Annotated in this window: 24 protein-coding genes; 6 read left to right on the top strand and 18 right to left on the bottom strand. The window is 61.0% G+C overall.

The annotated features are described in order from the left end of the window. Positions 1-176: 176 nt before the first annotated feature. The 10 genes from ACNA0I_RS19780 to ACNA0I_RS19735 all read right to left on the bottom strand — a co-directional run bounded on the left by ACNA0I_RS19780 (position 177) and on the right by ACNA0I_RS19735 (position 7,880). Entirely contained in the window at positions 177-755 is a 579-nt protein-coding gene (locus tag ACNA0I_RS19780; RefSeq protein ID WP_415807750.1) for a DUF934 domain-containing protein, read from the bottom strand. After that, positions 748-2,493 (bottom strand): nitrite/sulfite reductase, encoded by a 1,746-nt coding sequence (locus ACNA0I_RS19775; RefSeq protein ID WP_415807825.1) that lies wholly within the window; start codon positions 2,491-2,493, stop codon positions 748-750. The genes ACNA0I_RS19780 and ACNA0I_RS19775 overlap by 8 nt, the downstream gene beginning before the upstream one ends. A 209-nt stretch (positions 2,494-2,702) precedes the next feature. Further along, positions 2,703-3,359, bottom strand: a complete 657-nt coding sequence (locus ACNA0I_RS19770; RefSeq protein ID WP_415807749.1) for a carbonic anhydrase — start codon at positions 3,357-3,359, stop codon at positions 2,703-2,705. Positions 3,360-3,445: 86 nt separating this feature from the next. Then, on the bottom strand, positions 3,446-3,781 hold the full coding sequence (locus tag ACNA0I_RS19765) for an FxLYD domain-containing protein (protein ID WP_415807748.1): 336 nt from the start codon (positions 3,779-3,781) through the stop codon (positions 3,446-3,448). 244 nt (positions 3,782-4,025) lie between these two features. Then, positions 4,026-5,066, bottom strand: a complete 1,041-nt coding sequence (locus ACNA0I_RS19760; protein ID WP_415807747.1) for a cyclase family protein — start codon at positions 5,064-5,066, stop codon at positions 4,026-4,028. 21 nt (positions 5,067-5,087) lie between these two features. Next, complete coding sequence (gene pcaD / locus ACNA0I_RS19755; RefSeq protein WP_415807746.1) at positions 5,088-5,867, bottom strand: 3-oxoadipate enol-lactonase; 780 nt, start codon at positions 5,865-5,867, stop codon at positions 5,088-5,090. A gap of 56 nt (positions 5,868-5,923) precedes the next feature. Continuing rightward, entirely contained in the window at positions 5,924-6,220 is a 297-nt protein-coding gene (locus ACNA0I_RS19750; RefSeq protein WP_094823794.1) for a YciI family protein, read from the bottom strand. Positions 6,221-6,243: 23 nt separating this feature from the next. Next, positions 6,244-6,519, bottom strand: coding sequence for a muconolactone Delta-isomerase (gene catC, locus ACNA0I_RS19745; protein WP_094823793.1), 276 nt, complete (start codon positions 6,517-6,519; stop codon positions 6,244-6,246). Positions 6,520-6,552: 33 nt separating this feature from the next. Beyond that, positions 6,553-7,197 (bottom strand): 3-oxoacid CoA-transferase subunit B, encoded by a 645-nt coding sequence (locus tag ACNA0I_RS19740; RefSeq protein ID WP_415807745.1) that lies wholly within the window; start codon positions 7,195-7,197, stop codon positions 6,553-6,555. Next, positions 7,194-7,880, bottom strand: a complete 687-nt coding sequence (locus tag ACNA0I_RS19735) for a 3-oxoacid CoA-transferase subunit A (RefSeq protein WP_415807744.1) — start codon at positions 7,878-7,880, stop codon at positions 7,194-7,196. The genes ACNA0I_RS19740 and ACNA0I_RS19735 overlap by 4 nt, the downstream gene beginning before the upstream one ends. 162 nt (positions 7,881-8,042) lie before the next feature. On the opposite strand from ACNA0I_RS19735, the gene ACNA0I_RS19730 reads away from it, so the two are divergent. After that, positions 8,043-8,819 carry an IclR family transcriptional regulator gene (locus tag ACNA0I_RS19730; protein ID WP_415807743.1) on the top strand — a complete coding sequence of 259 codons (777 nt, stop codon included), beginning with the start codon at positions 8,043-8,045 and terminating at the stop codon, positions 8,817-8,819. Positions 8,820-8,993: 174 nt separating this feature from the next. Here ACNA0I_RS19730 and ACNA0I_RS19725 read toward each other — a convergent pair whose 3' ends face one another. The 3 genes from ACNA0I_RS19725 to ACNA0I_RS19715 form a co-directional block, all read right to left on the bottom strand. Beyond that, on the bottom strand, positions 8,994-9,719 hold the full coding sequence (locus ACNA0I_RS19725; RefSeq protein ID WP_415807742.1) for an SDR family NAD(P)-dependent oxidoreductase: 726 nt from the start codon (positions 9,717-9,719) through the stop codon (positions 8,994-8,996). Between the two features lie 19 nt (positions 9,720-9,738). Then, positions 9,739-11,076 carry a short-chain fatty acid transporter gene (locus ACNA0I_RS19720; protein WP_415807741.1) on the bottom strand — a complete coding sequence of 446 codons (1,338 nt, stop codon included), beginning with the start codon at positions 11,074-11,076 and terminating at the stop codon, positions 9,739-9,741. A 122-nt stretch (positions 11,077-11,198) separates the two neighbouring features. Continuing rightward, positions 11,199-12,131 (bottom strand): 3-hydroxyacyl-CoA dehydrogenase family protein, encoded by a 933-nt coding sequence (locus ACNA0I_RS19715; protein WP_415807740.1) that lies wholly within the window; start codon positions 12,129-12,131, stop codon positions 11,199-11,201. 422 nt (positions 12,132-12,553) lie between these two features. Here ACNA0I_RS19715 and ACNA0I_RS19710 point away from each other — a divergent pair, with 422 nt between their 5' ends. Further along, on the top strand, positions 12,554-13,495 hold the full coding sequence (locus tag ACNA0I_RS19710) for an alpha/beta hydrolase (protein ID WP_415807739.1): 942 nt from the start codon (positions 12,554-12,556) through the stop codon (positions 13,493-13,495). A 79-nt stretch (positions 13,496-13,574) separates the two neighbouring features. Here the strand turns inward: ACNA0I_RS19710 and ppc are convergent, their stop codons facing one another. Next, on the bottom strand, positions 13,575-16,424 hold the full coding sequence (gene ppc, locus ACNA0I_RS19705) for a phosphoenolpyruvate carboxylase (RefSeq protein ID WP_415807738.1): 2,850 nt from the start codon (positions 16,422-16,424) through the stop codon (positions 13,575-13,577). A gap of 253 nt (positions 16,425-16,677) precedes the next feature. On the opposite strand from ppc, the gene queC reads away from it, so the two are divergent. Together queC and ACNA0I_RS19695 are read left to right on the top strand one after the other, a co-directional pair. Next, positions 16,678-17,382, top strand: a complete 705-nt coding sequence (gene queC, locus ACNA0I_RS19700; protein ID WP_415807737.1) for a 7-cyano-7-deazaguanine synthase QueC — start codon at positions 16,678-16,680, stop codon at positions 17,380-17,382. Positions 17,383-17,621: 239 nt separating this feature from the next. After that, complete coding sequence (locus tag ACNA0I_RS19695) at positions 17,622-18,959, top strand: MFS transporter (RefSeq protein WP_415807735.1); 1,338 nt, start codon at positions 17,622-17,624, stop codon at positions 18,957-18,959. A gap of 57 nt (positions 18,960-19,016) precedes the next feature. Here the strand turns inward: ACNA0I_RS19695 and ACNA0I_RS19690 are convergent, their stop codons facing one another. Further along, entirely contained in the window at positions 19,017-19,568 is a 552-nt protein-coding gene (locus tag ACNA0I_RS19690) for a GNAT family N-acetyltransferase (RefSeq protein WP_415807734.1), read from the bottom strand. Positions 19,569-19,731: 163 nt separating this feature from the next. Here ACNA0I_RS19690 and ACNA0I_RS19685 point away from each other — a divergent pair, with 163 nt between their 5' ends. Continuing rightward, positions 19,732-20,622: a LysR family transcriptional regulator gene (locus ACNA0I_RS19685; RefSeq protein ID WP_415807733.1), complete on the top strand. Its 891-nt coding sequence runs from the start codon at positions 19,732-19,734 to the stop codon at positions 20,620-20,622. A 66-nt stretch (positions 20,623-20,688) separates the two neighbouring features. After that, positions 20,689-22,548 (top strand): dihydroxy-acid dehydratase, encoded by a 1,860-nt coding sequence (gene ilvD / locus ACNA0I_RS19680; RefSeq protein ID WP_415807732.1) that lies wholly within the window; start codon positions 20,689-20,691, stop codon positions 22,546-22,548. A gap of 104 nt (positions 22,549-22,652) precedes the next feature. Here ilvD and ACNA0I_RS19675 read toward each other — a convergent pair whose 3' ends face one another. The 3 genes from ACNA0I_RS19675 to ACNA0I_RS19665 form a co-directional block, all read right to left on the bottom strand. Then, positions 22,653-23,462, bottom strand: a complete 810-nt coding sequence (locus ACNA0I_RS19675; RefSeq protein ID WP_415807731.1) for an SDR family oxidoreductase — start codon at positions 23,460-23,462, stop codon at positions 22,653-22,655. Positions 23,463-23,598: 136 nt separating this feature from the next. Beyond that, positions 23,599-24,936, bottom strand: coding sequence for an NAD(P)H-dependent oxidoreductase (locus tag ACNA0I_RS19670; protein ID WP_415807730.1), 1,338 nt, complete (start codon positions 24,934-24,936; stop codon positions 23,599-23,601). A 154-nt stretch (positions 24,937-25,090) separates the two neighbouring features. After that, positions 25,091-25,651, bottom strand: coding sequence for a 5'-3'-deoxyribonucleotidase (locus ACNA0I_RS19665; RefSeq protein WP_415807729.1), 561 nt, complete (start codon positions 25,649-25,651; stop codon positions 25,091-25,093). Positions 25,652-25,790 lie beyond the last annotated feature (139 nt).

Genomic DNA, 25,790 nt, shown 5'->3' with positions numbered 1-25,790 from the left:
CTACGCTCCTTCGGTTTCCCTCGNNCGACGCCGNGGCGCCCCAACGCGGCCACTGCCCCACATCAACGTCCAGAAGAACTCAAACGCTCGACTGGAAGCCGCATCCGCGGATCCGAAACCTGCCAACCGTCGTCATCAGCAGCTACGACTCACCACGGAACGAGAGGAAATCGAATTCAAGCAGCCAACAATTCCGGCGGCTTCGGATAAGTCTTCTGATAGTGCACTGTAAACGTCCTGAACGCAGCCAACGCCTTCTCAGGATCGTGCCCAGGCTTCACCAAGAAGCTATCAAACCCCACCCGCGCCTGATAGTGAATCGTATCGATCATCACATCCCCGATCGCCCGCAATTCACCCTGCCATCCATGACGCGTACGCAGCAACTGCGCCAGCGAATAACCCCGCCCGTCCGTATAAAGCGGAAAGTCAATCGCAATGAATGCAAGACCCGCGTCATCAACACGGCCGTCTTCGCCAATCAGGTCCTGCAATTTAGCGTCCGGCGGCAACAGCACCGCAACAGGATGCTGCCGCTGACGTAACGTATCTCGCTGCGCTGTCCAGAGCGCTAATGGAATAATCCATCCCGGCTCATCCGCCGGTAATGCAGGCGCCGCATCAGCAGCGACCTGGGCGTCCTCACCAGTGGCCTCTTCAGCAGCCGGCGAGAAAACACGCCCATCGTTAATCTGCAATTGGCCGTGGCGAATCAGGCGGGCAACATTGTCATCCGCAGAAATCAGATCAGACATGAGCCACCTCACGAGCTGCCGGCGCGGCTTTGGCCACGGCGGGATCGGAATACACGTCGTCCTTGAACGGAGCGATACCCACGCGGTCGACGACATCAATAAAACGCTCCGCGTCGCTGTCACGCAATCGCAGATAAGTCTGGATCAAACGCTCGACGACATCAGGCACCTGCTCGCGCGCAAACGACGGCCCGATGATGCGGCCAATCGCCGCGCCACCGCCCCGTGTGGATTGCAGATCGGGCAACGGTTTGGCCGCGCCGTTTTGGCGCCCGCCCAGCGTGACTTGATACCACTCTTCGCCATTCTTATCGACGCCCAGAATGCCGATATGGCCGACGTGGTGATGGCCACAGGCGTTGATACAGCCCGAGATATTCAGATCGAGCTCGCCGATTTCGAACAGATAGTCCAGATTGTCAAAACGCGTCTGGATGGCTTCGGCGACCGGAATGGACACGGCATTGGCCAAGGCGCAGAAATCACCGCCCGGGCACGAGATGATGTTGGTCAGCAACCCGATGTTAGGCGTGGCCATGTTCAGCGCGCGCAGTTCTTCCCAAAGCGAGAACAACTGCGAACGGCGCACGTCGGCCAGTACCAGGTTTTGCTCGTGCGAGACGCGAACCTCGCCATAGCCATAACGCTCGGAGAGATCTGCGACGGCGTCCATCTGGTCGGCCGTGATATCGCCAGGCGGCACGCCAGTGGGCTTCAGTGACAGCGTCACGGCAGCATAGCCAGCGACCTTGTGGTCGCGTACGTTCTTTTGCAGCCAGCGGGCAAACGCGGGGTGTGCGGCGGCGTGCATTTCCGTGGGGTCAGGCTCGCCCGCGACAGATTCGTCATAGTCCGGCCACGTAAAGCGCTGCGCAATGGTGTCGACATATTCCTGGGTCAGCGTGTCGGGGCCGCCCTTGATCAACTGCCATTGTTCATCGACCTGCTCGGCATAGACCTCGGGTTTGAGTTCCTTGACCAGGATTTTGATGCGTGCTTTGTACTTGTTGTCGCGTCGGCCATGCAGGTTGTAGACGCGCAATGCCGCTTGCAGATACGTCAACAGATGCTGCCACTCGACAAACGGATTGATCAGATGGCCCACCATGGGGGTACGGCCCAGACCGCCACCGACCCAGACGCGGAAACCGAGTACGCCATCGCGCTCGACAGCCTGCAGGCCGATGTCGTGCACACCGACAGCGGCGCGGTCTTCCTCGGCGCCGCTGACGGCGATCTTGAATTTACGCGGCAGAAATGCGAATTCCGGATGCAGTGTCGACCATTGGCGGATGATCTCGCACCATACGAGCGGATTGACCAACTCGTCAGGGGCAACGCCGGCGAAATGGTCGGAGGTCGTGTTGCGTATGCAATTGCCGCTAGTCTGGATCGAGTGCATTTGCACCTTGGCCAGCTCTGCCAGAATGGTGGGCACGTCTTCGAGCTTGGGCCAGTTGAACTGCATATTCTGGCGCGTGCTGAAATGGCCGTAGCCACGGTCCCAGGTGCGGGCAATATGAGCCAGCGTACGCAGTTGGCGCGCGGCCAGCAGGCCGTACGGGATGGCGATGCGCAGCATCGGCGCATGACGTTGAATGTACAGGCCGTTCTGCAGGCGCAGGGTGCGGAAATCGTCTTCGGTTAGCTGACCATCAAGAAAACGCTGGGTCTGGTCGGTGAACTGCGCGACACGTTGTTCTACAAGCTGTTGATCGACAGGGTCGTACACATACATGGCAAGTTGCCCTATTGGGGCGCCCGGTGGGGCGTAATGGAACCACTGACAGCAAACGACGCTCAAGGCATGACAATAAACGTCGCGGACGCAAAAGCGNGCCCCGGCGGCGCCGCTACATGCTATGTACATAACCGTAACAGCCGATATCCTCGGCTGTCTAAGTCATTTTCGTTATAAGAATAGAAGCTGGCCGAGGACTCAGAGGATCAATCTGGCGTGCCGGACGCCTGCGGTTGGCAGGGGGCGAACTTTCCGCTTTCGGGGTCGCGCAGGAACAACAGGCCGGTGGCGACACCGAAGTAGGCGCCGTGCAGTTCGATTTTGCCGGCTTCGACGCGTCGGCGAATCGACGGAAAGGTCTGCAGGTTGCGCAAGCTGTGTTCGACCACGGCCCATTCCAGACGCTGGATATCGGTGGTGCGGTCGCCAGTGCGCGGCAGCGCATCGGCTACGGGTGTGATCTGCGACATCCATTTGCCGACGAAATCGATTTTGGTCAGCGGTTCGGCGTCGTCGAACACGGCACGCACGCCGCCGCATGAGGCGTGGCCGAGCACGACAATGTGCTTGACGTTCAGCGCGTTGACGGCGAATTCGATGGCAGCACTCGTGCCGTGATAGGACGAGGACTCGGCATCGCCCTCATAGGGCGGGACCAGATTGGCCACGTTGCGGATGACGAACATCTCACCGGGGCCCGCATCAAAGATGACCTCGGGCGACACTCGGGAATCACAACAGCCGATCAGCAGGATTTCGGGGTTCTGGCCTAATTCGCCCAGGTCCTCATAGCGTTTGCGTTCGTTGTGAAAGCGGCCGTCCAGAAAAGCCTGGTAGCCGTCAGTAAGTCTTTTGGGGAACATAGAACATCCTTGTTGTTATGGCGCACGCACGCCATTATTTTCCCACAGACCGCTTACAACTAGCCTGCAACGCAACGCGTCCCCGATTATTGGGCCTGAATATCCTTGGCGCTAAAACGAGTGAAATCCGTTGTGGTCGGCGTCTGGGATTGCCAACTGTCGCCAGGGGCAAGCGGGGTGTCGCGGCGACCGGTGACACGGCCGATTTCCTTGCCCTGGGCGTCGTATAACGCGTAGGTGACCGACAGGCCGTTGACGGCCGTATCGCGATGGTTGGAGACCGTGCTGGTAATGATCCAGACGCCATCGGCCTGGCGAGTGGCGCTCAGGTCCTGGATCGATACGCCGTGCGGCAGACTGCTCTGCGCTGACGCGCCGATGCTGATCAGGGAGAGCAACAGGGAAACGAGATACTTTTTCATGGCAATCTCCTTGCCGCGGAAGCGGCCGGGTTCTTGCCGTAAATTAAGGGCGGTCCGCCGATGATGCAATGGCTGATTGTGTAAGGAGTTTGCTATTTGCAATGACGCAATGACCGCGGTGGGGCAGGGCGTTGCGCCGGTTCAGCGGCAGCGCTGAGGTCCAAGCCATCGTGCTGGTCCGCGTAGCGGCGCAGAGATGTCGAGCGCACCGGGTATCCGCCCGGATACGCTCTCCTATGCGCTGTTATACCGTCGCCACGGGTGTGACCGGCGAGCCGACCGCGTGCGGCAGCCGCAACGGCGGCGCGGTCAGCATGAAACGATGCCGGCCATTGCTATGCAGCCATTCGGCCAGGTCCTTCAGGTACCACAGCTCTGCCAGGGGCAGGCCCAGTTTGAACAGGCAGTGATGATGCAGCGGCAGCATCGCGCGGGGGCCTTGGCGATCACGGGCGGGATAGGCCTCGACGGCATAGTTATCGGCGCAGATGGCCGCGATGCCGCTGTCGGTGATCCATTGCAGCAACGCTGCATCGGTGCCGTCCAGGGCTGCACCATAGGTGTGCAACACGTCGGCGTCGGGCTGGCCGGCCATCTCGATGATTTTTTCTGCGTAGCCGGTGCGCAGGACCAGCATGTCGCCGGATTCGATCGTGATGTCGTCGGCCTGTAAAACCTGCATGAGCTCGGCATGGCCGATCAAGGTGCGTCCGGTACCAAAGTGGCGGGCCAGATCGACCAGCACACCGCGTCCTTGGATGCCTTTCTGTGCCAGGTTTTCAATGCCGAGCTTCAGGGCGGCCGAGGGGCCGCCGCTGTTGCAGCCGCAGCCGGCGTGGTCGCCGTCGGCCGGCCCCACGATGTCGACGCCGGCGCGGTAGCCGTTGTAATAGCAGAGCTCCGCGCGGCCGTCGCCGTCTGCATCGAACAGGGCGCCGACGTGTGCCAGGGAATCCCATTGAGTGGAATACTGCATTGACAGCAGCACCTGATCGTCGCTCAAGACGTCCACCGCGTCAGGGTTCAGATTGCGCAATGGAAAGTTCAGGTAGGGCGTGTCTTGCAATCGCGTGGGGCTCAACTGCGGCGGATGGCGGCGCGGATTCAGGATGTTGCCGCCGGGCAGATCCAGGGGCAGCGACAGGCAAAACGTTTTGCCTGCCTGAATTTCTCGAGCGCCCTTGAGGACTTGAGCCTCGGTCAACAGATTGAGCCGGCCCAGTTGATCGTCGGGGCCATAGTCGCCCCAGTTCGAACCCTCGGGGCGTTGCTTCCAGCGTTGCATAGACATGCCTCCCTGATCGGTTTATGCCGTGAGAAAGTCCACAAGCGCGCGGGTGTAGGCTTGCGGCTGTTCCCAGTTGGCGATGTGCGAGGTGTTCAGTTCTACGTACTGAGCGCCTGCGATACCCGCCTGGAGTTCGCGGCCGTTTTCCGGCGTGGTCGCCGGGTCATGGGTGCCGGCGATGACCAGGGTGGGAACTTTGATTTCGGACAGACGCGCCCGCAGGTCGGCATCACGCAAGGCCGCACAGTTGGCGCTGTAGCCCTCGTTGGAGGTACGGCGCAGCATGTCGACCAACACTTGGGTCAAGCCGGGCTGGGCGGCGCGGAAATCGTCCGTCAACCAGCGTTCGACCAAGCCGGGGGCCATGTTCTCCAGGCCATTTTGTGCGACTGCCTCGATGCGGCTGGTCCAGCCTTCGGCGCTGCCAATGCGCGCAGCCGTGTTGGACAGCACTAGTTTTCGCACGCGTTGCGGATGATCGAGTGCCAGTTGCAGGCCAGTGGGACCGCCCATCGACAGGCCGCAGAAGCTCACCTGGTCGATATTCAAATGGTCGAGCAGTTCGGCGACATCACCCGCCAGTTGCGAGAACGTGTATTCGCCCGCAGGGACAGACGATTTGCCGTGTCCGCGGGTGTCATAGCGCAGCACGCGAAAGTGCTGCGACAAGGTCGGGATCTGGCGCGCCCACATGTCGGAACATGTGCCGAGCGAATTGGAGAGCACCAGTACGGGCGCATCGGCGGGGCCGTCGATGACATAGTACAGGCGGGCCTGGCTGAGATCAGCGTAAGACATATGAAAAATCCTGGGTGCTGTGGAAAGCGTGTCGGGCAATAGTCGATGGATGCGGACTACAGCATCAATTCGCCGCCGACGTAGGCTTTGCGCCAACGTGTGATGGTGACGCGTTCGAACAGGTCGGCCTGGGCAAATGGATCTGCCGCGATAAAGGCCTCGGTTTCCGCACGGGTGTCCAGATCGACCACATAGAGCCCGCCGCCTGCATCGGAGCCATCGTCATTGAGCTTTGCACCGCAAGCCAATAGCAACGCCTTGTTGGCGGCCAGGTATTCCAGGTGGGCTGGGCGATGTGCCTGGCGCACGGCTTGATGGTTGGGCTTGTCGAAGGTTTCGATGATGTAGGGCATGTGGGGCTCCGTGGTCGGTGGGCTTAGATGGCCGAGGGGTGACGCGCCAGTGCCGTGACCTGGATATCCATGTACGGGAACAACGGCAGCGACGACAACAGCTGGTGCAGTTCATCATTGTTTTCCACGTCGAAAATGCTGACGTTGGCGTAGCGGCCGACGACGCGCCACAGGCTGACCCATTTTCCATCGCGTTGCAGTTGTTGCGCCAGAGCTTTTTCGTCGGCCTTGAGTTTGTCGGCGCGCTCGGCCGGCATATCGACGGGCAGGTTTACTTGCATTTGGACCATGAATAGCATGGCAGACTCCAATTAAAAATGTTTGATGCTGACTTATTGAGCGAATTTCAACGGCAGGCCGGTCAGGCGCAGCAACTCGTCGGCGGTGATGTCGCCGAACATGTCGATGACTTTGACCTCGCCGTTGCGGATGTCAAAGACTGCCACGTCGGTATAGACACGCGAGACGCAGCGCACGCCTGTCAGCGGATAGGAGCACTCGGCAACCAGTTTGCTCTGGCCATCGCGGGTGAGCAGTTCCATCATCACAAAGACGTCTTTTGCGCCGATGGCCAGGTCCATCGCGCCGCCGACTGCGGGGATGGCATCCGGGGCGCCGGTGTGCCAGTTGGCGAGGTCACCGTGTTGCGAAACCTGAAATGCGCCCAGCACGCAGATGTCCAGATGGCCGCCGCGCATCATGGCAAACGAATCGGCATGATGAAAGAACGAGCAGCCGGGCAACTCGGTGACGGGTTGCTTGCCGGCATTGATGAGGTCGTAGTCTTCTTCGCCTTTGGCGGGGGCAGGGCCCATGCCCAGCATGCCGTTTTCGGTGTGCAAGAGGACTTCGCGGTCGGTGGGCAGGTGATTGGCGACCAGCGTGGGCAGGCCAATCCCGAGGTTGACGTAGGCGCCTTCGGGAATGTCTTGCGCGACGCGGGCGGCGATCTGGTCGCGATTGAGTTTGGTGCTCATTGTTGTTGCTCCTTGGCCGTCGGGGCGATTTGCACGATGCGTTGAACAAAGATGCCGGGGGTGACGACGGTTTCGGGATCGAGTTCACCCAGTTCTACCGTTTCGCGGACTTGAGCGACGGCGATGCGTGCGGCGCTGGCCATGATGGGGCCGAAATTACGTGCGGTTTTACGGTAGACCAGGTTGCCCCAGCGGTCGCCGCGCTCGGCCTTGATCAGCGCGTAGTCGGCGTGCAGGGGGTATTCCAATACATACTGGCGGCCGTTGATTTCGCGGGTCTCTTTGCCCTCGGCGAGCGGCGTGCCATAGCCTGTGGGCGTAAAGAACGCGCCGATACCGGCTCCGGCTGCGCGGATGCGTTCGGCCAGGTTGCCTTGCGGAACCAGTTCGAGCTCGAGCTTGCCGCTGCGATACAGACCGTCAAATACTTGCGAGTCCGATTGGCGCGGGAACGAGCAAATGATTTTGCGCACACGGCCGGCCGCCAGCAATGCCGCCAGGCCGGTGGTGCCGTTACCCGCGTTGTTGTTGATGATGGTGAGATCTTTGGCGCCCTGTTCCAACAGGGCATCGATCAGTTCCATGGGCTGGCCGGCAGTGCCGAAGCCTCCAATCATGACGGTGGCGCCGTCGGGTACGTCCGCCAAGGCGGCCGCCGCATTTGCAACGAGCTTTGAGATCATGGGGTGAGTCCGCAATAAAAAGGGCGTGTCATAATTTGTTCTTAATTAGAACTTTCGTTCTTTTGAAGAACATCGTTTCATGGTGACCGGGAGGTGTCAAGGCGGCAGCGCCAAACGTCTCACGGGGTGGATATCCGGATTTGCGCGGACAGGGTTACAGATATGGAAAACACTCAACAACCCAGTGACAGCTATGTGCAGTCGTTTGCACGCGGGCTGTCGGTGATCAGGGCATTCGGGCCGCAGCGGCCGCAGATGACCTTGTCGGAAGTTGCGGCGCAATGCGGGCTGACGCGTGCTGGCGCGCGCCGTATTCTGTTGACCCTGGAGCACCTGGGCTATGTCGCTGTCGATGGGCGTCAGTTTTCCTTGACGCCGCGCATCCTGGAGTTGGGCTACTCCTATTTGTCGGCCACGCCCTTGTGGGATTTGGCTTTGCCCTATATGGAGGAAGTTGCCGAGGCGACGCGCGAATCGTGTTCGGTGTCGGTACTCGATGGCACGGATATCGTGTACATCCTGCGCCTGTCCATGCACAAGGTCATGAGCATCAATCTGGCCGTTGGCAGCCGCTTGCCTGCGTGGGTGACTTCGATGGGCCGCGTGTTGCTGGCGGGCTTGCCTGCTGCGGAACAAGACCGAGTGCTGGCGGCCAGCGATATTCGGGCGCACACGGCGCACACGGTCACCAACCTGGCCGATTTGAAACGCATGCTGGCGCAAGTCCGTACCGATGGCTATGCCTGTGTGGTGCAAGAGCTCGAGCCCGGCTTGCAATCGGTGGCCGTGCCCATCATGGATCGCACGGGCCGCGTGATTGGCGCGATGAACGTCAGCGGCCATGCGAGCCGATACTCGCGCGAAGCCATGCTGGATGCGTTCCTGCCGCCGTTGCGCCACGCAGCTGATCAGATCAACCAAGCGTTGCGGCGCCGTTAACGCGCGAGGCGCAGGTGCGGACGTCGGATGGCCGTGTGCCGCTGCGTGTGGGGCATCGCGATGCAATGTCGCGTGCCTGACGCTGCGATGCCTCTCGCGCAGCGAGACATCGGGAGATGTCTGCGCGTACGTGGAGTCGCTGAGCATTGTGGCGGCCATGATGTGGCTGATCAATCAGATCGGCGCGACGCCGAGCGTGGTGCCGCCGCAGACATACAGCATCTGGCCGGTCACAAAGCCGTTGTCGGGCGATAGAAAGAACATCGCAGCGCGCGCGACGTCTTCCGGTGTGCCGAGGCGTTTGACGACGATGCTGTTGATGATGCGCTGCGTTTGTGGCGCGCCATCGGGATTGCTGTTGCGAAACAGGTCGGTGGCAATCGGGCCGGGGCCGATCGCATTGACGGTGATGCCGTCGCCACCCAACTCCATGGCCAACGTGCGTGTCAGGCCCACCAGGCCAGCCTTGGTGGCCGAGTACACCACGCGATCGGGCTTGCCCAGCGCGGCGCGCGACGACATGTTGACGATGCGGCCAAAGCCGGCCTCGCGCATGTCGGGCAATACGGCCTGCACCAGAATCATGGCGGTGCGCAGGTGGAGCGCGACGACATAATCCAGATCCGCCAGCGTGGCCGTATCGGCGGTGCCGGGGCGCGTCGCGCCTGCGTTATTGACCAGACCAATGATGGCGTGATCACGGGTGGCCTGTGCGGCGGCGGCTTTGGTTTGTGCTTCGTCGGTCAGGTCGGCCTGGATCGACACCAGCCCCTCGGGCGGGTTCTCGGGCAGGCGATAGTCGATGTTGACGACGCGATGTCCCGCATCGAGCAGAGCGCTCACAATAGCGGCGCCGATGCCGGCGCTGCCACCGGTGACGAGATAAGCCTGGGGTTTCATAATGGACTCCTCGGATCAGTTAGTGGGTCAGAATGCCCCAGCTCAGCACGGCGATGATCTCGATGATGCCGACCCAGATCATCATGATCACGGTGTAGCTCATCACGTCGCGCAGTTTCAGTTTTGATAGCGCCAAGGCCGGCAGAATCCAGAACGGCTGAACCAGGTCGTTCCAGGAATTCCCCAGCATGACGGCCATCGAGGTCTGGCTGATCGAGCTGCCGATTTCCTTTGCTGCGTCGATCATGAACGGACCCTGGATCATCCAGTGGCCGCCTCCCGAAGGCGCGAAGAAGTTGATGAAGAACGAACTGATCAGGCCCCAGAACGGCAGCGTGCCCGGCGTAGCCACGTCAACAAAAACGTGCGAGATAGTGTTCACCAGGCCCGAGCCCGCCATGATGGCCATGATGCCGGCGTAGAACGGATACTGCAGAATGATGCCGGAGATCGTCTTGATGCCGTCATTCAGTTTGGCCACATAAGCCGCCGGCGTGCCGAGCAGCAATACGCCCAGAAACAAGATGAAGAAATTGATCAGGTTCAGATCCAGCGAGCCGCCGTCCACGAAGTGAAAGACGACGTAGGCCATGCCGAGCAAACCGATCAACAGGCTCAGGATGCGGCTGTTGTTGAGCTTGGAAGCAATGGTGTTCTGTTCGATCAGGTCACTGCCTGGCGTGGGCTCGGTCGACTTGTCGATGGCCGGATCGACTTCGACGACTTTCTCACCGGCACGGGGATGCAGCCAGGCGTTGAGCAAGGGCAGCGTGACGATGATGATCAAGCTCGTGATCAGCATGGGCGCAGAGAAAATCGTTTCCGACAGCGGCACCGTACCCATCTGATCGACCAGGGGATGGCCGGGCGTTGCGATCAGCACCGGGATGCTGGCAGACAGGCCCAGACCGTACATGGTAAAGCCGCTATAGGCTGCGGCGATGATCAAGGGGTAGTGCACGCCTTTGACTTTCAAGGCCAGTTTCTTGGCGACGATACCGCCGATGACCAAGCCAAAGCCCCAGTTCAAATAGCTGCCGATGCCGCCGACCAGCGTGGCCACGATGATGGCCGTGCGAGGCTGATGCACGTGGCTGACGATGCGATTGAGCAGGCGATCCGTGAGCGGCGCGGTGGCCAGCACGTAGCCCATGGCCAGGATCACGGCCATCTGCGTCGTGAAGGCCAAGAGGCTCCAGAAACCGTTGCCCCATTCACGGGTGATCTGGCCCAGGCTCTGACCCTCGATGCCCATGGCCATCAACACGGTCAACAGCGTCAGCGCGATGGCGAACACAAAAGGATCGGGCAGATACTTGCGCATCAGCTCCGTAAAAAAGGACGTTAATTTGTTCATGCTGCCTCTCCAACTCGCTCCGTAAGGCGTACTTAAAGGCAGAGCCGATCATCGGACGCGACAGGGCGTCCTGGATGCAAGGGTCTGCGGGGATTACATAAATCGATATGAGGGACAAGCCTTTACTGGGCTTGTCGTTTGTTCAACCAGGCCACTAATTCACCCAGGGCTGCGCTTTTGTCGCGCAGTACTTGTTCGCGGCGCTCGGGCGGCCAGGCATAGAAACCCTGGCCGGTCTTGGCGCCGAGTTGACCGGTGGCAACCTTCTCTGTGAGCAACGCCGAGGGCGTGGTGCGGTTTTCCAGGTCGGCGTACAGGTAGCTCGCGATGGCATGATGAACATCGATGCCGTTCATGTCGCGTTGCTCCAGCGGCCCGGATAGCGCCAGGCGGATGCCCAGGCTCCATTTCACGACTTCGTCGATGTCTTCGGCGCTGGCGATGCCTTGTTCCAGCAGCGAGATGGCTTCGCGGGCGAGGGCGTGTTGAATGCGGTTGGCGATAAAGCCCGGGATATCGCGATTGACCAGAACGGGACGTTTGCCGCCGAATCTCAGCGTTGCCATCACGCGCTCGACGGTTTCGGCCGAGGTGTCGTCATTGCGTACGACTTCGACCAGAGGAATGACGTCGGCGGGCGTAAAGAAGTGCGTGCCCACAAAACGATCGCGCCGCGTCACGGCCTGCGCGATGGCGTTGATCGACAGGCCCGACGTATTCGTCGCGAAGATCGTCTCGGGTTTGCACAGAGTATCCAGGCGAGCGAACGTGTCGCGCTTGAGCTCCAGCTTTTCCGGAATGGCTTCGATGACCAGGTCGCAGGCGCAGGCGGCCTCGAGGCCGGTATCCATGCGAATGCGGCGTCGTGTCTCGGCCACCGCATCGGGGGCGTAGACACCGAGCTGCCGGTCAATGACACCGGCCGCGCGTTCGAGCGCGCCGGGTACGGGGTCGATCAAGACGACCTCAAGTCCTTTTGCTGCAAACAGGGCAGCGATGCCGCTGCCCATGGCGCCTGCGCCGACGACGGCCAGGCTCTGGATAGGAAAATCCATGTCGAAAGGCTCCGGGAGGCTCGCGCTCGGTGATGGGCGCGGCAGAGCACGTCTCATCCGAATACTGTTCCAGGCGCGGGCCAGGAATCATTGTTGTTCTATATGCGAACATTTGTGCGTATATAGAATTTATTTAGGGATAGTACTAAGAATTTCGGGCAGACGCCAATGGGTTGAGATTGTCACGGGGACGACGGCATCAGGACGGAACAAGCCGGCCGGCGATGCGGGCCAACAATTTCACGAGCTAGAATTGCAATCTATTCTCATTTCGATTGATGGCTCTGCACCGGCCAGACGGCCGCGGCATGCCGTCTCTTGAGTGAAACCCACAGGCGTTGACAGTGGCTCGCCCATGCGCCGTTCTGTGACGGTCAACTTGAATCGCAATAGCTGGAATGATGTTGAGAAATGATTGGTCTATGAAGTTATCGATGCTGTCTTTGTGCTGCCTGCTGGGCGCAACCTGCGCTCACGCGCAAACTCCTGCGGCCGGGCAAGTGCCCGGCATGCAATTGGTGGGCGAGACAGTAGTGGATCATCCGTCTGAGTGGTATCAGTTTGAGCGGCACCAGATCGACTCGGCCGATGGCAAACGGCACTACCGCATCGAGATTTCGATTCCTCGTGCTGCAGCGCCGTCGGCAGGCTATCCCGTGTTGTACATGCTGGATGGCAACGCTGCGATGGCGACGTTGCAGGACGCGGACTTGGCGGCCTTGTCGCGCAGCGGCCATCCGCCTGTGCTGGTGGCGATCGGTTACGACGTGCCCACGCGTAACGATGTGGTGTCGCGCGCGTTCGACTACACGCCGCCCACATATGAAAATGGGCAGCGCGTGCACCACGAAGACGACCGGGGACGCGCCGGTGGCGGCGCCGATATTTTTCTCGAATACATCAAGTCGTCTATCAAGCCTCTGGTGCAGTCACGCGTCAAGGTGGATCCGCAAAAGGAATATTTGTGGGGCCATTCGTATGGCGGGCTGTTCACCCTGCATACCTTGTACACGCAGCCGAATGCCTTTGCGCGCTACATCGTGGGCGATCCTTCGGCGTGGTGGAATGATGGTGTGCTGGTGCAGGAATGGCGGGCGTTTGACGCGAACAAGGCGGCGGGTAAGCGCATCGCGATTCTGGTTGGCACAAAACCTCGTGATCCCAATAGGCCCATGCCGAATCTGCCGCGCGCAAAGCCCGGCCGTGCACCTATAGAAAACCCTCGCGCCGTCATTGGCGATATGGCCGATGGACTGCGCAAGGGCGGTGGCGATGTCACCTATGAGACCTTCCCGCAATATGGGCACGGCGAGATGATCCGCGTTTCGCTCGAGCGTGCATTAGAGGTTGCGGCTCAGCCGTGAGGCAAGGGGCGACGGCCAGACGAGTCTGCATCACTGCAGACGTATCTGTCCTTGCTTGCTCGCTTCGGACGCGTTTCGATCAGCCCGAGTTGCGCAGCCCCGCCGAGATGCCGTTGATGGTCAGGTGAATGGCACTGCGCACGCGTTTGTCGGGTTCTGCTGCACCGTCCTGTTGGGCGGCACGGTAGCGGCGGATCAGATCGATCTGCAGATAATTCAGCGGATCGATGTAGGCAAAACGTTCGCGCAGCGAGGACTGCAGGGCGGGGTTATCTGCCAACAGTTCCCGTTGTGTCAATAAACGCAGCATGGCGACGGTACGGCCATGCTCTGTACTGATCTGATTGAAAATGCGTTCGCGCAGTGCGCGGGCGGGCAGCAGTTGCGCGTAGCGCGCCGCGATGGCCAGATCCGATTTGGCCAGCACCATCTCCATGTTGGAGAGCAGTGTGCGAAACGCGGGCCATTCCCGCGCCATCTCTCGCAATTGGGCGAGCCTGGCGCGGCGCGAACGAGGCGCGCCGGCCGCGCCGGTCTCGAGATAGGACTCGATGGCCGAGCCCACGCCGTACCAGCCGGTCAGCATGAGACGGCACTGCGCCCACGAGAACCCCCATGGAATGGCGCGCAACTCGTCGATGTGCTGGCCTTGTTTACGTGAGGCAGGACGAGAGCCGATGTTCAGCCCGGCGATTTCCGTAATCGGCGTGGTCGCAAAGAAATATTCTGCAAATCCGGGCGTTTCATAAACGAGGCCGCGATAGCTGCGTTGCGCCGTGTCCGACATGAAGGACATGGCGGACCCATAATGTGCCATATGAGCGTCTTCGGCACTGGCGGCAGCCGCGCGAGGCGCCAGCGACGACTCCAGCGTGGCCGCAACCAGCAGTTCCAGGTGCCAGCGGCCGACCTCGGCGTCCTTGTATTTGCTCTGGATGACCTCGCCTTGTTCCGTCAGGCGCAGTTGCCCGGCCACGGTGCCCGGCGGTTGTGCCAGGATGGCGTCAAAGCTGGAGCCGCCGCCACGTCCCACCGAACCGCCGCGTCCGTGAAAGAGCCGCAGCCGCACGCGGCGCGCGCTGAACACATCGACCAGGGCGCGCTCGGCTTGATAGAGCGACCAGTTCGATGTGAGAAAACCGCCGTCCTTGTTGCTGTCGGAATAGCCCAGCATGACTTCCTGCGTGTCATTCTGTGCATGTTTAACGCGCTCTCGCACCTCGGGCAGATCCAGCCACGCCGCCATGATTTCAGGGCCGCGCTCCAAGTCAGGAATGGTTTCGAATAACGGGACAACCATCAGGCCGTCCTGCGGTTCGATGTTTTGATCGGGGGCCGTGGTCAAGCCGGTTTCTTTTTGCAGCACCAGGACCTCGAGCAGGTCGCTCAAGGTCTCGGTGTGCGACACAATCGTCTGCTGCACTGCTTGTTTGCCATACCGTGCGCGGCCCGCGGCGGCAGCGCGCAGAATGGCCAGTTCGCGGGTGGTTTCCTCGCTGTAGGTGATCCAGGGTGACGCCAGCGGCCGGGCCTGGGCCAATTCGGATCGCAGCAACGCCACGCGTGCGTCTTCGTCGAGTTGGCTGTAATCGACCGGTTTGCCATCGTGCTGCGTGCCGGCACGGGTGAACAGTTCGGTGAGCACGCGTTCGTGCACGTCTGAGCTCTGACGCAGATCGACCGTTGCCAAGTGAAAACCGAAGACCTCTACGGCCTGTTGCAAGCCGCTCAAATGCAGCCGGGCAATCGGCGCGCCATGGTTGGCAGACAGCGATGAGGCAATGACGGCCAGGTCGTTGGCCAGCTCGCGCGGTGTGTTGTATGGCGGCGCCGGATGTGTGACGCGGCGAGCCAGATCGCGGCCGGTCAGTTGTTGGGCCGTCGCTGCCAGACGAGCATAAATGCCCACCAGTGCGCGACGGTAGGGCTCGTCGCGGCGGTGGGCCGAATCATCGCCGCCGGCATCGGCCAACGTCCGCAAATCCGAGTCCGCATCGATCAACAGTGTGGTGATCGATAGTTCTGCGCCCAGGGCATGGACTTCCTGCAGGTAGTATTCAAACAGCACGGTGGCTTGACGCAACAACGCCAGCTCCAGTGTGCCAGCATCGACATTGGGATTACCATCGCGGTCGCCGCCGATCCAGCTGCCCATGCGCAGAAAGGGCTCTAACGGAGCCGGTGGCGCAGCAAAAGGCTTGACCGGCTCACGGGTCAGCAGACGGGACAGATCCGAATACACCCGCGGAATGACGTTCAGAAACGTGCTGCGGTAGTATGACAAGGCGTTTTCGATCTCGTCGGCCACGGTCAGCCGCGTGTAGCGCAGCATGCGCGTCTGCCACAGTGTGGCAATACGTCCCAGCAGAACCAGATCCAGGTCGGCGATCTCCTGGGCCGTCAACGGCCCCTCGCGTTGCAAGAGCGCCGTTGCGATTTCCCGGTGCACGTCCAGCGTGCTCTTGCGTTGCACCTCGGTCGGGTGCGCCGTCAGGACAGGTACGAGGCAGGCCTCGGACAGTAACCGGCGGATTTGTGCGAGAGTGACGCCCTGTGCCTCCAACAAGCTGACAGCCTCGCGCAGGCTGCCGCGCGCCGGCGCTTCGCTGGCCAAGGCATGCTCGCGCTGCGCGCGGTTCTGGTCGCGATCTTCTGCGATATTGGACAAATGCAGAAAATAACTGAACGCGCGGGCCACAGAGTTCGGATCATTGCCGCGCAGCCGTTTCACGCGTTGTTCTAACAACTTGCCATCGGCCTTGTTGCCCTCGCGGCGAAAACGCACGGCTGTGCGGCGCAGGGTTTCGATCGTGTCGAACACCCGTTCGCCCTCACAGGCCTGGATGACTTCACCTAATAAACGCCCCAGCAATCGGATATCGTGACGTAAGGGTTCAGCAGTATCAGACTGCGGGCGGATGGCTTTCATAGGCAGGAAATCCGTCGGGCAAAAGGGTTGGTTGAGAATTCGGGCTGATCGCAAAAACAATGAGGCTATGGATGCAAATCATTTTACGCAGCATCCGTGGCAAATAACCCTATTCGGAAAATGGGATATTTGCGTGTGGTGTTGCTCTGATCTTCCTCGTCCTGTCTACGTTGGTTTGCGGCGCGGTGCGCCATGTGTTGCGGTACAGTTTCTGTTGGGGGCGCTTTGCCTGGCAACGAATCTGAAAGTGTTTATGCAAAATCATCAACGACGCGCACTGGTCCTGTTTTCCGGCGGCCAGGACTCCACGACTTGTCTGGCCTGGGCGTTGGATCGCTATGCCCACGTTGAGACGGTCGCGTTTGACTATGGACAGCGCCATCGCATCGAGCTGGATGCGCGGCTGCGCGTGTTGAGTGAGTTGCGGACGCAGTTTCCAGATTGGGCGAAACGTCTGGGCGAGGATCATTTGCTGGATCTACGGGTGTTGGGACAGGTCGGCGATACGGCGATGACCAGCGACCGCGCCATCGAGATGCAGGAAAACGGCTTGCCCAATACCTTCGTGCCCGGACGCAATTTGCTGTTCCTGACGCTGGCCGCTGCGCTGGGCTATCGCCGCCAATTGGATGTGCTGGTGGGCGGGATGTGCGAAACCGATTTTTCAGGCTATCCGGATTGCCGAGATGACACGATCAAGGCGCAGCAAGTGGCGTTGGGTCTGGGCCTGGGCTCGCGCGTGACGATCGAGACGCCGTTGATGTGGATCGACAAGGCGGACACCTGGGATCTCGCGCAGCAGCTCGGCGGCCAGGCGCTGGTCGATATTGTGGTCGAGCAGAGCCACACCTGCTACCTGGGTGAGCGTGGCGCGCGCCATGCTTGGGGCTATGGGTGCGGAACGTGTCCGGCGTGCGCGTTGCGCAAAGCCGGGTGGGAACGTTGGCAGACGCGATAAGCGTCAAGCGCGCATATCGTGCGATGGCTCGATCGCACGAGACCGAGCAGGTCACGCTGCGAGATGAATTTCCTCGATAGCAAATCGTCTTAGTAAAGACGCTGATTGCAATGTCCCCGCTGAAGCTGATATGTTTAAACCTAAACTATCTTGCTGACGCATCGCGTTTGCGGTCGTGGCGGCAAGTGTTCAGGTGGTTCTAACGCTGATCTTTAGCCAGCCTCAGAGGAACTTTCGACATGAATACCGCCGCCGGCGCGCAGCCTTGGCATCCGTCGTCCCGTACGACATATACGGTGCTTTTCGTGTGTTTTCTGGCCATCCTGTTCGAGGGATACGACGTGGGCGTCATGGGCGCCGTGCTGCCATCGATGGCCGATGACCGCAACTGGAATCTGACACCGCTGGAGCTGGGAGCGCTCAGCAGCTATGCCCTGGTCGGGATGTTCTTTGGCGCTTTCATGGTCGGCACCTTGAGCGAAATGCTGGGCCGGCGCCGCATGCTGCTGCTGTGCGTCTCGGTATTTTCTTTGACGATGGTGGGGGCGGCGTTGGCGCCGACGCCCTGGTTTTTTGGGGTGATGCGCTTTATCGGCGGTCTGGGGTTGGGCGGGGTGATCCCCGTGGCGGCGGCATTGACGGTGGAGTATTCGCCCGAGCATCGCCGCAGTTTCAACTATGGGCTGATGTACTCGGGGTATTCGATCGGCATTCTTTGCGCGGCGCTGATCGCGATATGGTTGCTGCCCACTATGGGATGGCGCGGCGTGATCGGATTGGGGCTTGTTCCGTTGGTGCTGGTGCCGTTCATGGCGCGCCTGTTGCCCGAGTCGATCGAGTATCTGCAGGGGTGCGGCCGTATCCAGGAGGCCCAGGCATTGGCGGCGGCAACGGGCGCGGGCGTGTGGCGCCAGCCTGAAGCGGGCCCGTCCACCGAGTCGCGCACATCGTGGCGCGAGGTGGTCAAAATCATTTTCTCCCGTGACTACATTCGCGCGACCGCGTGTTTCTGGATCGCCCTCTTTCTGGGTTTGCTGCTGGTCTACGGTCTGAATACCTGGTTGCCTTCGATCATGCGCAAAAACGGCTATGACTTGGGCTCCAGTCTGTTGTTCCTGGTGGTTTTCAGTCTGACCTCTGCAGCGGGCGGCCTGTTTTTAGGCAGTGTGGCCGACAAGCTGGGCGTGCGCGGTACGGTCGCCGTGTTCTACCTGATAGGCGCAGCGGCGATCGGCGCGTTGCTGTTCGGTAATTCGCTGGTAGTCAACTACACGTTGGTCGGCTTGGCAGGCGTGGGCAGCGTGTCTGCGTCGTTGATCTTGACGGGCTACATCGCGGGCTATTATCCGGCGCATATCCGGGCGGCCGCCACAGGATGGGCGCTGAGTTTCGCACGCGTTGGTGCGATGGCCGGGCCCATGGTCGGGGGCTACGTGGCAGGCTCAGGACTGAGTTTTTCGTGGAATTTCATTGTGTTCGCGGCGGCGGCTCTGGTTGCGGCAATCGCGGTAATCCTGCTGCCGGGAACCAAGCGCAAGGCCCTCGCTGCCGGGGAGATCAGGGCGGCAAACGCCTGATGATTTTGCGATGCCAGGCACATGACGGCCCGGGTAGCAATGACGGGTGCCATGATGTCAATCTAATGGCGCAATCCCTGGGTCACGCTGGTCTCCGTCGCCCAGGGCGCGCTGCATGAGGACCGTGTCTCGCCATTGTCCAAATTTGTGGCCCACTGATCGCAGCGTACCCACTGGATGAAAACCCTGGCGAGCGTGCAATGCCAGCGAGGCGGCGTTGCGGCTGTCGCCTACGACCGCCAGCATCTGCCGCCAGCCGCCAGCCGTACATCGCTCCACCAGCTCGGCGAGCAACCGGCCCCCTATGCCCTGGCCGGCGATGCCGGGTTTGACATACACCGAGTCTTCCACCGTATAGCGGTAGGCTGGGCGAGGCCGGTACGGTGTCGCATAGGCGTAGCCAACGATCTCGCCTCCTCGTTCGGCCACCAGATAAGGCAGGTGTTGAGCCAATACCGCATCGCGCCGGGCATGCATGTCGGTGAGCGTGGGTGGGTCGAGTTCAAACGAGGCGGTGCCATGCGAGACGTGATGGGCGTAAATGGCTTGGATCGCGGGCACATCGTCGGAGGTGCTATCGCGCAGAATCAAGGCAGAGGATTCGGTCATGTTCGAGGTACGTGAAGAACTGTGCGAACCAACGGATTATGAGTCCGTTGGGGTACGCACAGTGTGCTGCAGGAGCCAGTATTAATAAAGCTTTGGTTTATTATTCAAAGCATAAGAAATTCTTTGGTTTTCAAGAGCAACGGGTGTTTTTCAAGAGCGACCTATGCGCGGCCTGAACCTGGATCATCTGCGTATCTTTCTGGATGTGATCGAACTGGGCAGTTTTTCGGCTGCGGCGGATAGGCATGGGCTGACGCAGCCCGCAGTGAGCCTGCAGGTGCGCCAACTGGAGCGCCGTTACGGCTTGAGGCTGGCCGAACGCGTGGGCAAACGGGTGACGGCGACGGCCGCGGGCATGGATCTGCTGACACATATCCGCGCGATCGACGCTGCTGTGGAGCAGGCCGAGCGCAGCATGCAGGCGCATAGTGCCCAAGTGGTGGGCCGCGTGCGTTTGGGAACCGGGGCGACCGCGTGCACGTATTTGCTGCCGCCGCTGCTGGCAGATTTGCGGCGACGTTTTCCGGCCTTGGAAATTGTGGCCAGCACGGGAAATACGGCTGATGTGCTGCGCGACATTGAGGCCAACACCCTGGATATCGGCTTGGTGACCTTGCCCGCGTCAGGCCGCATGTTTCAGGTGACGCCGGTGCTGGAGGATGAATTCGTGGCGATTTTCCCGGCCGCCGATGAGGTTCCCGCCGCCATTACCCCGCATGCCTTGGCTGAGCGGGCGGTCGTGCTCTTCGAGCCGGGCGCGCGTACCCGGGAACTGGTGGACAGCTGGTTCGAGGCGGCAGGAGTGCGGGCGCGGCCTGCGATGGAATTGGGCAGCACCGAAGCCATGAAGGAGCTCGTCGCGGCCGGCCTGGGATGCGCCATTTTGCCGGCGCTGGCGCTTCCGAAGCAGCGCGCGTCAACCCTGCAAGTCCGGTCTTTGACACCACGGTTGTCGCGCGCGCTGGCAGTGGTGCTACGCAGCGATAAGCCGCTGCATCGGGGACTGGTGCAGTTGCATACGGCGCTTTTGGCGTTGCGCCAGGGGCAGGGCTGAATGCAGCCTCCCGGCGATCCGGCGTATTATTGACAACTTTGCGAACTTTCCCGTCCGAGAAACACCATGCCGCAATACCGTTCCCGTACTTCCACCCACGGCCGTAACATGGCCGGCGCTCGCGCTCTTTGGCGCGCCACCGGTATGCAGGACGGCGATTTTGGCAAACCGATTATTGCGGTAGTGAACTCGTTTACGCAGTTTGTGCCGGGCCACGTGCACCTGCGCGATCTGGGCGCTCTGGTCGCCAAAGAGATCGAGGCGGCCGGCGGTGTCGCCAAAGAGTTCAACACCATTGCCGTGGATGACGGTATCGCCATGGGCCACGGCGGTATGTTGTATTCGCTGCCCTCGCGCGAGCTGATCGCGGATTCGGTCGAGTACATGGTCAATGCGCACTGCGCCGACGCCATGGTGTGTATCTCGAACTGCGACAAGATCACCCCGGGGATGTTGATGGCCGCGATGCGGTTGAATATTCCGGTGGTCTTTGTGTCCGGTGGTCCCATGGAAGCCGGCAAGATCAAGTCGCCGACCGACGGTAAAGTCATTGCCAAGATCGACCTGATCGACGCCATGATCAAGGCCGCCGATCCCAACATCACTGACGCCGAGGCCGAGCAATACGAGCGCAGTGCCTGTCCGACCTGCGGATCGTGCTCGGGTATGTTTACCGCCAACTCCATGAACTGCCTGACCGAGGCGATTGGCCTGGCACTGCCGGGTAATGGCACCATCGTCGCGACGCACGCTTGGCGCAAGGGCTTGTTCGAACAGGCTGGCCGCCTGGTGGTGGATCTGTGCCGCCGTTATTACGAGCAAGACGATGCGTCGGTTTTGCCGCGCAATATCGCGACCAAGAGCGCCTTCCAGAATGCCATGACGCTGGACGTCGCCATGGGCGGTTCGACCAACACGGTGTTGCACTTGCTCGCCGCAGCCCAAGAGGCTGGCGTGGATTTCAACATGACGGATATCGACCGTATCTCGCGCAATGTGCCTTGCTTGTGCAAGGCGGCGCCGGCGACGGACAAATACCACATCGAAGACGTGCACCGTGCGGGCGGTATCCTGGGGATCCTGGGCGAACTGGCGCGCGCGGATCTGCTGGATCTGAGCTGCGGCAATGTGCACAGCGGCACGCTGGGCAACGCAATCGAGCAATGGGACATCAATGGGGGGGCTGGCGAGGCGGCGCAAAAATTCTATCGCGCAGCGCCTGGCGGCATTCCTACGACGGTGGCATTCAGCCAGGATGCGACTTATCTGACGCTGGATATGGACCGTAAATCGGGCTGCATCCGCGACAAGGCCAACGCGTATTCAAAAGACGGCGGCTTGGCGGTGTTGTACGGCAATCTCGCACCCAAGGGTTGCATTGTCAAAACGGCCGGCGTGGACGAGTCGCAGTGGGTGTTTACGGGCCGTGCACGGGTCTTTGAAAGCCAGGATGATGCGGTGGAAGGCATCCTGGGCGACAAGATCGTGGCGGGTGATGTCGTGGTGATTCGCTACGAAGGTCCAAAGGGTGGGCCGGGGATGCAGGAAATGCTGTATCCGACGTCGTATCTGAAGTCGAAAGGCTTGGGCAAGACCTGCGCGTTGTTCACGGATGGCCGCTTCTCCGGTGGCTCGTCGGGGTTGGTGATTGGTCATGCCTCGCCTGAGGCGGCCGAAGGTGGCAATGTGGGTCTGGTCGAGGATGGCGATACGATCGAGATCGACATTCCCAATCGCAAGATCCATCTCGCGATTTCCGAGGACGAGTTGGCCAAGCGCCGTGCGGCTATGGAGGCGCGTGGTGACAAGGCGTGGAAGCCCGTGGATCGTCAGCGTGTGGTGTCGCAGGCGTTGCAGGCTTATGCGGCGTTGGCGACTTCTGCTGATCGTGGGGCGGTGCGGGATGTGTCGCAGTTGAAGCGTTGATGCTGGTGCTAATGCGTCAATGCGTTATGCACTGACGCGTTGATTTGTTTGGATGCCGTGCACATGTGTGAAGCATGTGCACGGCATTGATTTTTGTATCGCTGTTAAATCACTGACGACATGCCGCCATCCACCGGAATGATGGCCCCGACTACATAAGCTGAACGTGGGCTGGCCAGGAACAGGGCGACGTCGGCGACCTCTTCGGCTTTGCCGTAGCGGCCCAGCGGGATGCGAGCTTGGCTGTCGGCCAGAGCCTGGTCGCGCGAGACGCCCTGGCGTTGGGCATCGAGTTCCAGGACTTGTTCGACGCGTTGCGTGAAGGTCGGTCCGGGGTTGATGCCGTTGATGCGGATACCGTAGCGGGCATAGTGGGCGGCCAGGCCGACTGTCGAGAGCATCAGGGCGGCGTTCGCGGATCCGCCAGCCAGGTGGGTGCTGGTGGGACGCTTGCCGCCGTTACCGATGATGTTGACGACGATGCCGTTGGTGGCGCCTGCGGGGCGGGTAGCGGCGCGCTCGCGCATACGGGCGAGGACAGCGTCTTGTACATGGATGTAGGGAAAAAATTTCGCATCCATGGCGGCGCGCCATTTGCTGGCGTCCAGGTCTTCGGGCTCGTGGCGGCGGGCGGCGCCGGCGCTGTTGATCAGAATGTCGATCGGGCCGATCTCGGACTCGATGCGCTCGATCGTCTGGGTGGCAGCTTGTGGGTCAGAGAGGTCCGCGGCAAAAGTGGCGACGTTGTGCCCGCTCGCCTGTAATTGGGCTCGAGCCTGTTCGAGCCCCTGTGGGTCACGCGCGATGATGGCGACGAAAGCGCCCTCTGCAGCAAACGCGTTGGCGACTGCCAGGCCTATGCCTTTGCTGCCGCCTGTGACTACTGTGACTTTGCCGTTCAGTTTCAGGTTCACCTGGTGCTCCGCGAGAAATGGACGATGCGGTTAACGATACTTCATTCACGCCATGCGGGGCATCGCCGCACGCGGCGCGCACGGGGATCGATGTCTATCGGGCCGCGCAGTGGCTTTGCCGTTGCCCGGGGAGCGTTCAGGCAAATGTCTGCTCCATTTCCCGGCGGAACTGCACCGCGGTGGACTTTTCGTCGAATTCGACGTCGTGCCAACGGATGGGCTGTGATTGCCGGACAGGGTTTTTCAGTTTGACTTTTTGTGCCAGGCCCAGTGGCAGATAACCGTCTGCGACAGAATCGCGGGCGGGCATCAGCCGGCCGTAAACGGTATAGCCGCCTTCGCCGTCGAGTTCTTGGCCGACTGCCAGGTCGCGTTTGGCGGTCGCGACGACATCGCCGTGCCAGCCGGTCGGGGAACCGGTCGGCTCGTGACGCAACCCCACACTGGCTACGCTGATGCCCAGTTCGAGGCCGATCAGGTGATAGGGTTTGTACATGGCGGCGTAATTGCCGCTGGGATCGGTCAGCAGGCCATATTCCTTGAAGCAGCGTCGGACGTAGTCGCTATCGGCTGCCAGCGTGACATAGACGCCCCAGCGCAGGTCGCGAAATACGGGGCGGCCATCGCGTTCCAGAGAGGAGATGACTTCGACCTGGCCGCGGTGGTGCAGCATGCCGCCTTCTTCCCGCGGACGCAGCACGCGCGGCAGGTCGTCTACGCCGCAAGGCGGAAAGTGCAGTCCCGATGGCGCTGGCAGCAGACCGGTGGCGTTGGAAACGGCTGCCATTTCGATGGCGCTCTTGGTGCCGTCCAGAAAGCTGTTGAACATCTGGGCGTTGAAGTCGCCCGCCGCCACCATCTCATCGGTGAATCCGTAGTAGGGCCACACGGTGTCGGGGGTGGAGGTGTGAAACTCTGGCAAATATTTGGTGCCTTTGCCGGCGGCGATGATCTCAAAGCCGCTGGCACGTGCCCAGTCGACCATATCGCAGATGAGGGCGGGCTGATCTCCATAGGCCAGTGAATACACGACGCCCGCTTCGCGTGCTCGGCGTGCCAGCAGCGGCCCGGCCAAGGCGTCGGCTTCGACGTTGACCATGATGATGTGTTTGCCGTGTTCGCAGCAGGCGAGCACATGCGCGATGCCTCCAGCGGCATGGCCCGTGGCGTCGATGACGATCTGTATCTCTGGGCTGGCGATCACCTCCAGCGCATCGTCGCTGAAATAGACGCGGCGTGATCGCGCCGCGTCGGGCAGGCTCTCTGCATGCAGCGCGTCGGGGGGCCAGCCTACTCGTGTCAACGCTGCGCGAGCTCGGGAGGGCTGCAGGTCTGCGACGGCGACGAGTTGAATGCCTGGGGTGCGCCGGGCTTGGCTCAGAAACATGGAGCCAAACTTGCCCGCACCGATGAGTGCGACACGCAAGGGCTTGTTGTCGGCCTGGCGTTGCTTGAGCAGGCGGTGCAGATTCATTGCGTCTCCTTCGCGGATTGGGGCGTGGGCCGTCGGGGCGCGGCCCATCAATCGGGTGTCAGGAATGTCGGCGGTGCTGCAAATGGCAGCATAGCGGGTTTCCGTGACGGATAGCTGAAGAATTTGCTGCCGGCGCTTGGGATGGGTAATCGCCTCAGGCGTCGGCGGTGTAGAGCTCCCCGGCGAGGACGTTGCGCCAGTTTGCCCAGGTGAGACGGGGGCGGCCGGTGACGTGTTGGTTGTACGGGGCGTCGTACAGGATGTGTTTCCATTTCGGACGGACGGCGCCGGTGATTTCGGGTTTGTCGTCGATGAGAAGATCGCCTTGGATCAGGGTTTTATCTTTGGTCAGAATCAGACGGTTGGTGGCCTCGCGGCCGAGGTGTTTTTCTACCCATAGGTATTTTTCGGCGACGCAGTTTTCGAATTGCGATAGGGGGGATGAGCAGATGCGGATGTCCATGCCTAACGAGAGCAGTTCTTTAAGGGCTTCGATGGCGCCGGGGACGGGAGGGAGGTTGCGTACGAAACCGGGGGCGGTGTAGATGGCTTCGGCGCGAGCGCGTAGTTCGGGGGGGTAGTTTTGCAGGATGTAGAACGAGGTGCGGTCTTGGTATTCGACTGGAGGGATGTCTGGGTATTGCTCGCGCCAAGCGGTTACAAAGCCGTGCTCGAAGTCAGCTAGGACGCCGTCTTGATCTAGCAGGATTAGCATGGTGGATGCTTGGGGAGTATCGGGGGATTGATTTTGCCATGAGGTTGCGTTGAAAGGGCTCTTTGCATGGCGAGGTTGTTCTTTTGGCGTCGAGGGGGGCAGTGGCCGCGTGCGGGCTTCGCGTGATCGGTCGGCCGCC

It is taken from the genome of Bordetella muralis, from assembly GCF_965139205.1.
GTDB classification, from domain to species: Bacteria; Pseudomonadota; Gammaproteobacteria; order Burkholderiales; family Burkholderiaceae_B; genus Bordetella_A; species Bordetella_A muralis.
The sequence above is the reverse complement of the archived record's forward strand: the minus strand, read 5'-3'. Positions and strand labels throughout refer to the sequence as shown.

What these genes read in the sequence shown, in the direction of transcription:
- ACNA0I_RS19780 (WP_415807750.1), bottom strand. Translation starts at nt 755, where the DNA reads ATGTCTGATCTGATTTCTGCGGATGACAATGTTGCCCGCCTGATTCGC.
- ACNA0I_RS19775 (WP_415807825.1), bottom strand. Translation starts at nt 2,493, where the DNA reads ATGTATGTGTACGACCCTGTCGATCAACAGCTTGTAGAACAACGTGTC.
- ACNA0I_RS19770 (WP_415807749.1), bottom strand. Translation starts at nt 3,359, where the DNA reads ATGTTCCCCAAAAGACTTACTGACGGCTACCAGGCTTTTCTGGACGGC.
- ACNA0I_RS19765 (WP_415807748.1), bottom strand. Translation starts at nt 3,781, where the DNA reads ATGAAAAAGTATCTCGTTTCCCTGTTGCTCTCCCTGATCAGCATCGGC.
- ACNA0I_RS19760 (WP_415807747.1), bottom strand. Translation starts at nt 5,066, where the DNA reads ATGCAACGCTGGAAGCAACGCCCCGAGGGTTCGAACTGGGGCGACTAT.
- pcaD (WP_415807746.1), bottom strand. Translation starts at nt 5,867, where the DNA reads ATGTCTTACGCTGATCTCAGCCAGGCCCGCCTGTACTATGTCATCGAC.
- ACNA0I_RS19750 (WP_094823794.1), bottom strand. Translation starts at nt 6,220, where the DNA reads ATGCCCTACATCATCGAAACCTTCGACAAGCCCAACCATCAAGCCGTG.
- catC (WP_094823793.1), bottom strand. Translation starts at nt 6,519, where the DNA reads ATGCTATTCATGGTCCAAATGCAAGTAAACCTGCCCGTCGATATGCCG.
- ACNA0I_RS19740 (WP_415807745.1), bottom strand. Translation starts at nt 7,197, where the DNA reads ATGAGCACCAAACTCAATCGCGACCAGATCGCCGCCCGCGTCGCGCAA.
- ACNA0I_RS19735 (WP_415807744.1), bottom strand. Translation starts at nt 7,880, where the DNA reads ATGATCTCAAAGCTCGTTGCAAATGCGGCGGCCGCCTTGGCGGACGTA.
- ACNA0I_RS19730 (WP_415807743.1), top strand. Translation starts at nt 8,043, where the DNA reads ATGGAAAACACTCAACAACCCAGTGACAGCTATGTGCAGTCGTTTGCA.
- ACNA0I_RS19725 (WP_415807742.1), bottom strand. Translation starts at nt 9,719, where the DNA reads ATGAAACCCCAGGCTTATCTCGTCACCGGTGGCAGCGCCGGCATCGGC.
- ACNA0I_RS19720 (WP_415807741.1), bottom strand. Translation starts at nt 11,076, where the DNA reads ATGAACAAATTAACGTCCTTTTTTACGGAGCTGATGCGCAAGTATCTG.
- ACNA0I_RS19715 (WP_415807740.1), bottom strand. Translation starts at nt 12,131, where the DNA reads ATGGATTTTCCTATCCAGAGCCTGGCCGTCGTCGGCGCAGGCGCCATG.
- ACNA0I_RS19710 (WP_415807739.1), top strand. Translation starts at nt 12,554, where the DNA reads ATGAAGTTATCGATGCTGTCTTTGTGCTGCCTGCTGGGCGCAACCTGC.
- ppc (WP_415807738.1), bottom strand. Translation starts at nt 16,424, where the DNA reads ATGAAAGCCATCCGCCCGCAGTCTGATACTGCTGAACCCTTACGTCAC.
- queC (WP_415807737.1), top strand. Translation starts at nt 16,678, where the DNA reads ATGCAAAATCATCAACGACGCGCACTGGTCCTGTTTTCCGGCGGCCAG.
- ACNA0I_RS19695 (WP_415807735.1), top strand. Translation starts at nt 17,622, where the DNA reads ATGAATACCGCCGCCGGCGCGCAGCCTTGGCATCCGTCGTCCCGTACG.
- ACNA0I_RS19690 (WP_415807734.1), bottom strand. Translation starts at nt 19,568, where the DNA reads ATGACCGAATCCTCTGCCTTGATTCTGCGCGATAGCACCTCCGACGAT.
- ACNA0I_RS19685 (WP_415807733.1), top strand. Translation starts at nt 19,732, where the DNA reads ATGCGCGGCCTGAACCTGGATCATCTGCGTATCTTTCTGGATGTGATC.
- ilvD (WP_415807732.1), top strand. Translation starts at nt 20,689, where the DNA reads ATGCCGCAATACCGTTCCCGTACTTCCACCCACGGCCGTAACATGGCC.
- ACNA0I_RS19670 (WP_415807730.1), bottom strand. Translation starts at nt 24,936, where the DNA reads ATGAATCTGCACCGCCTGCTCAAGCAACGCCAGGCCGACAACAAGCCC.
- ACNA0I_RS19665 (WP_415807729.1), bottom strand. Translation starts at nt 25,651, where the DNA reads ATGCTAATCCTGCTAGATCAAGACGGCGTCCTAGCTGACTTCGAGCAC.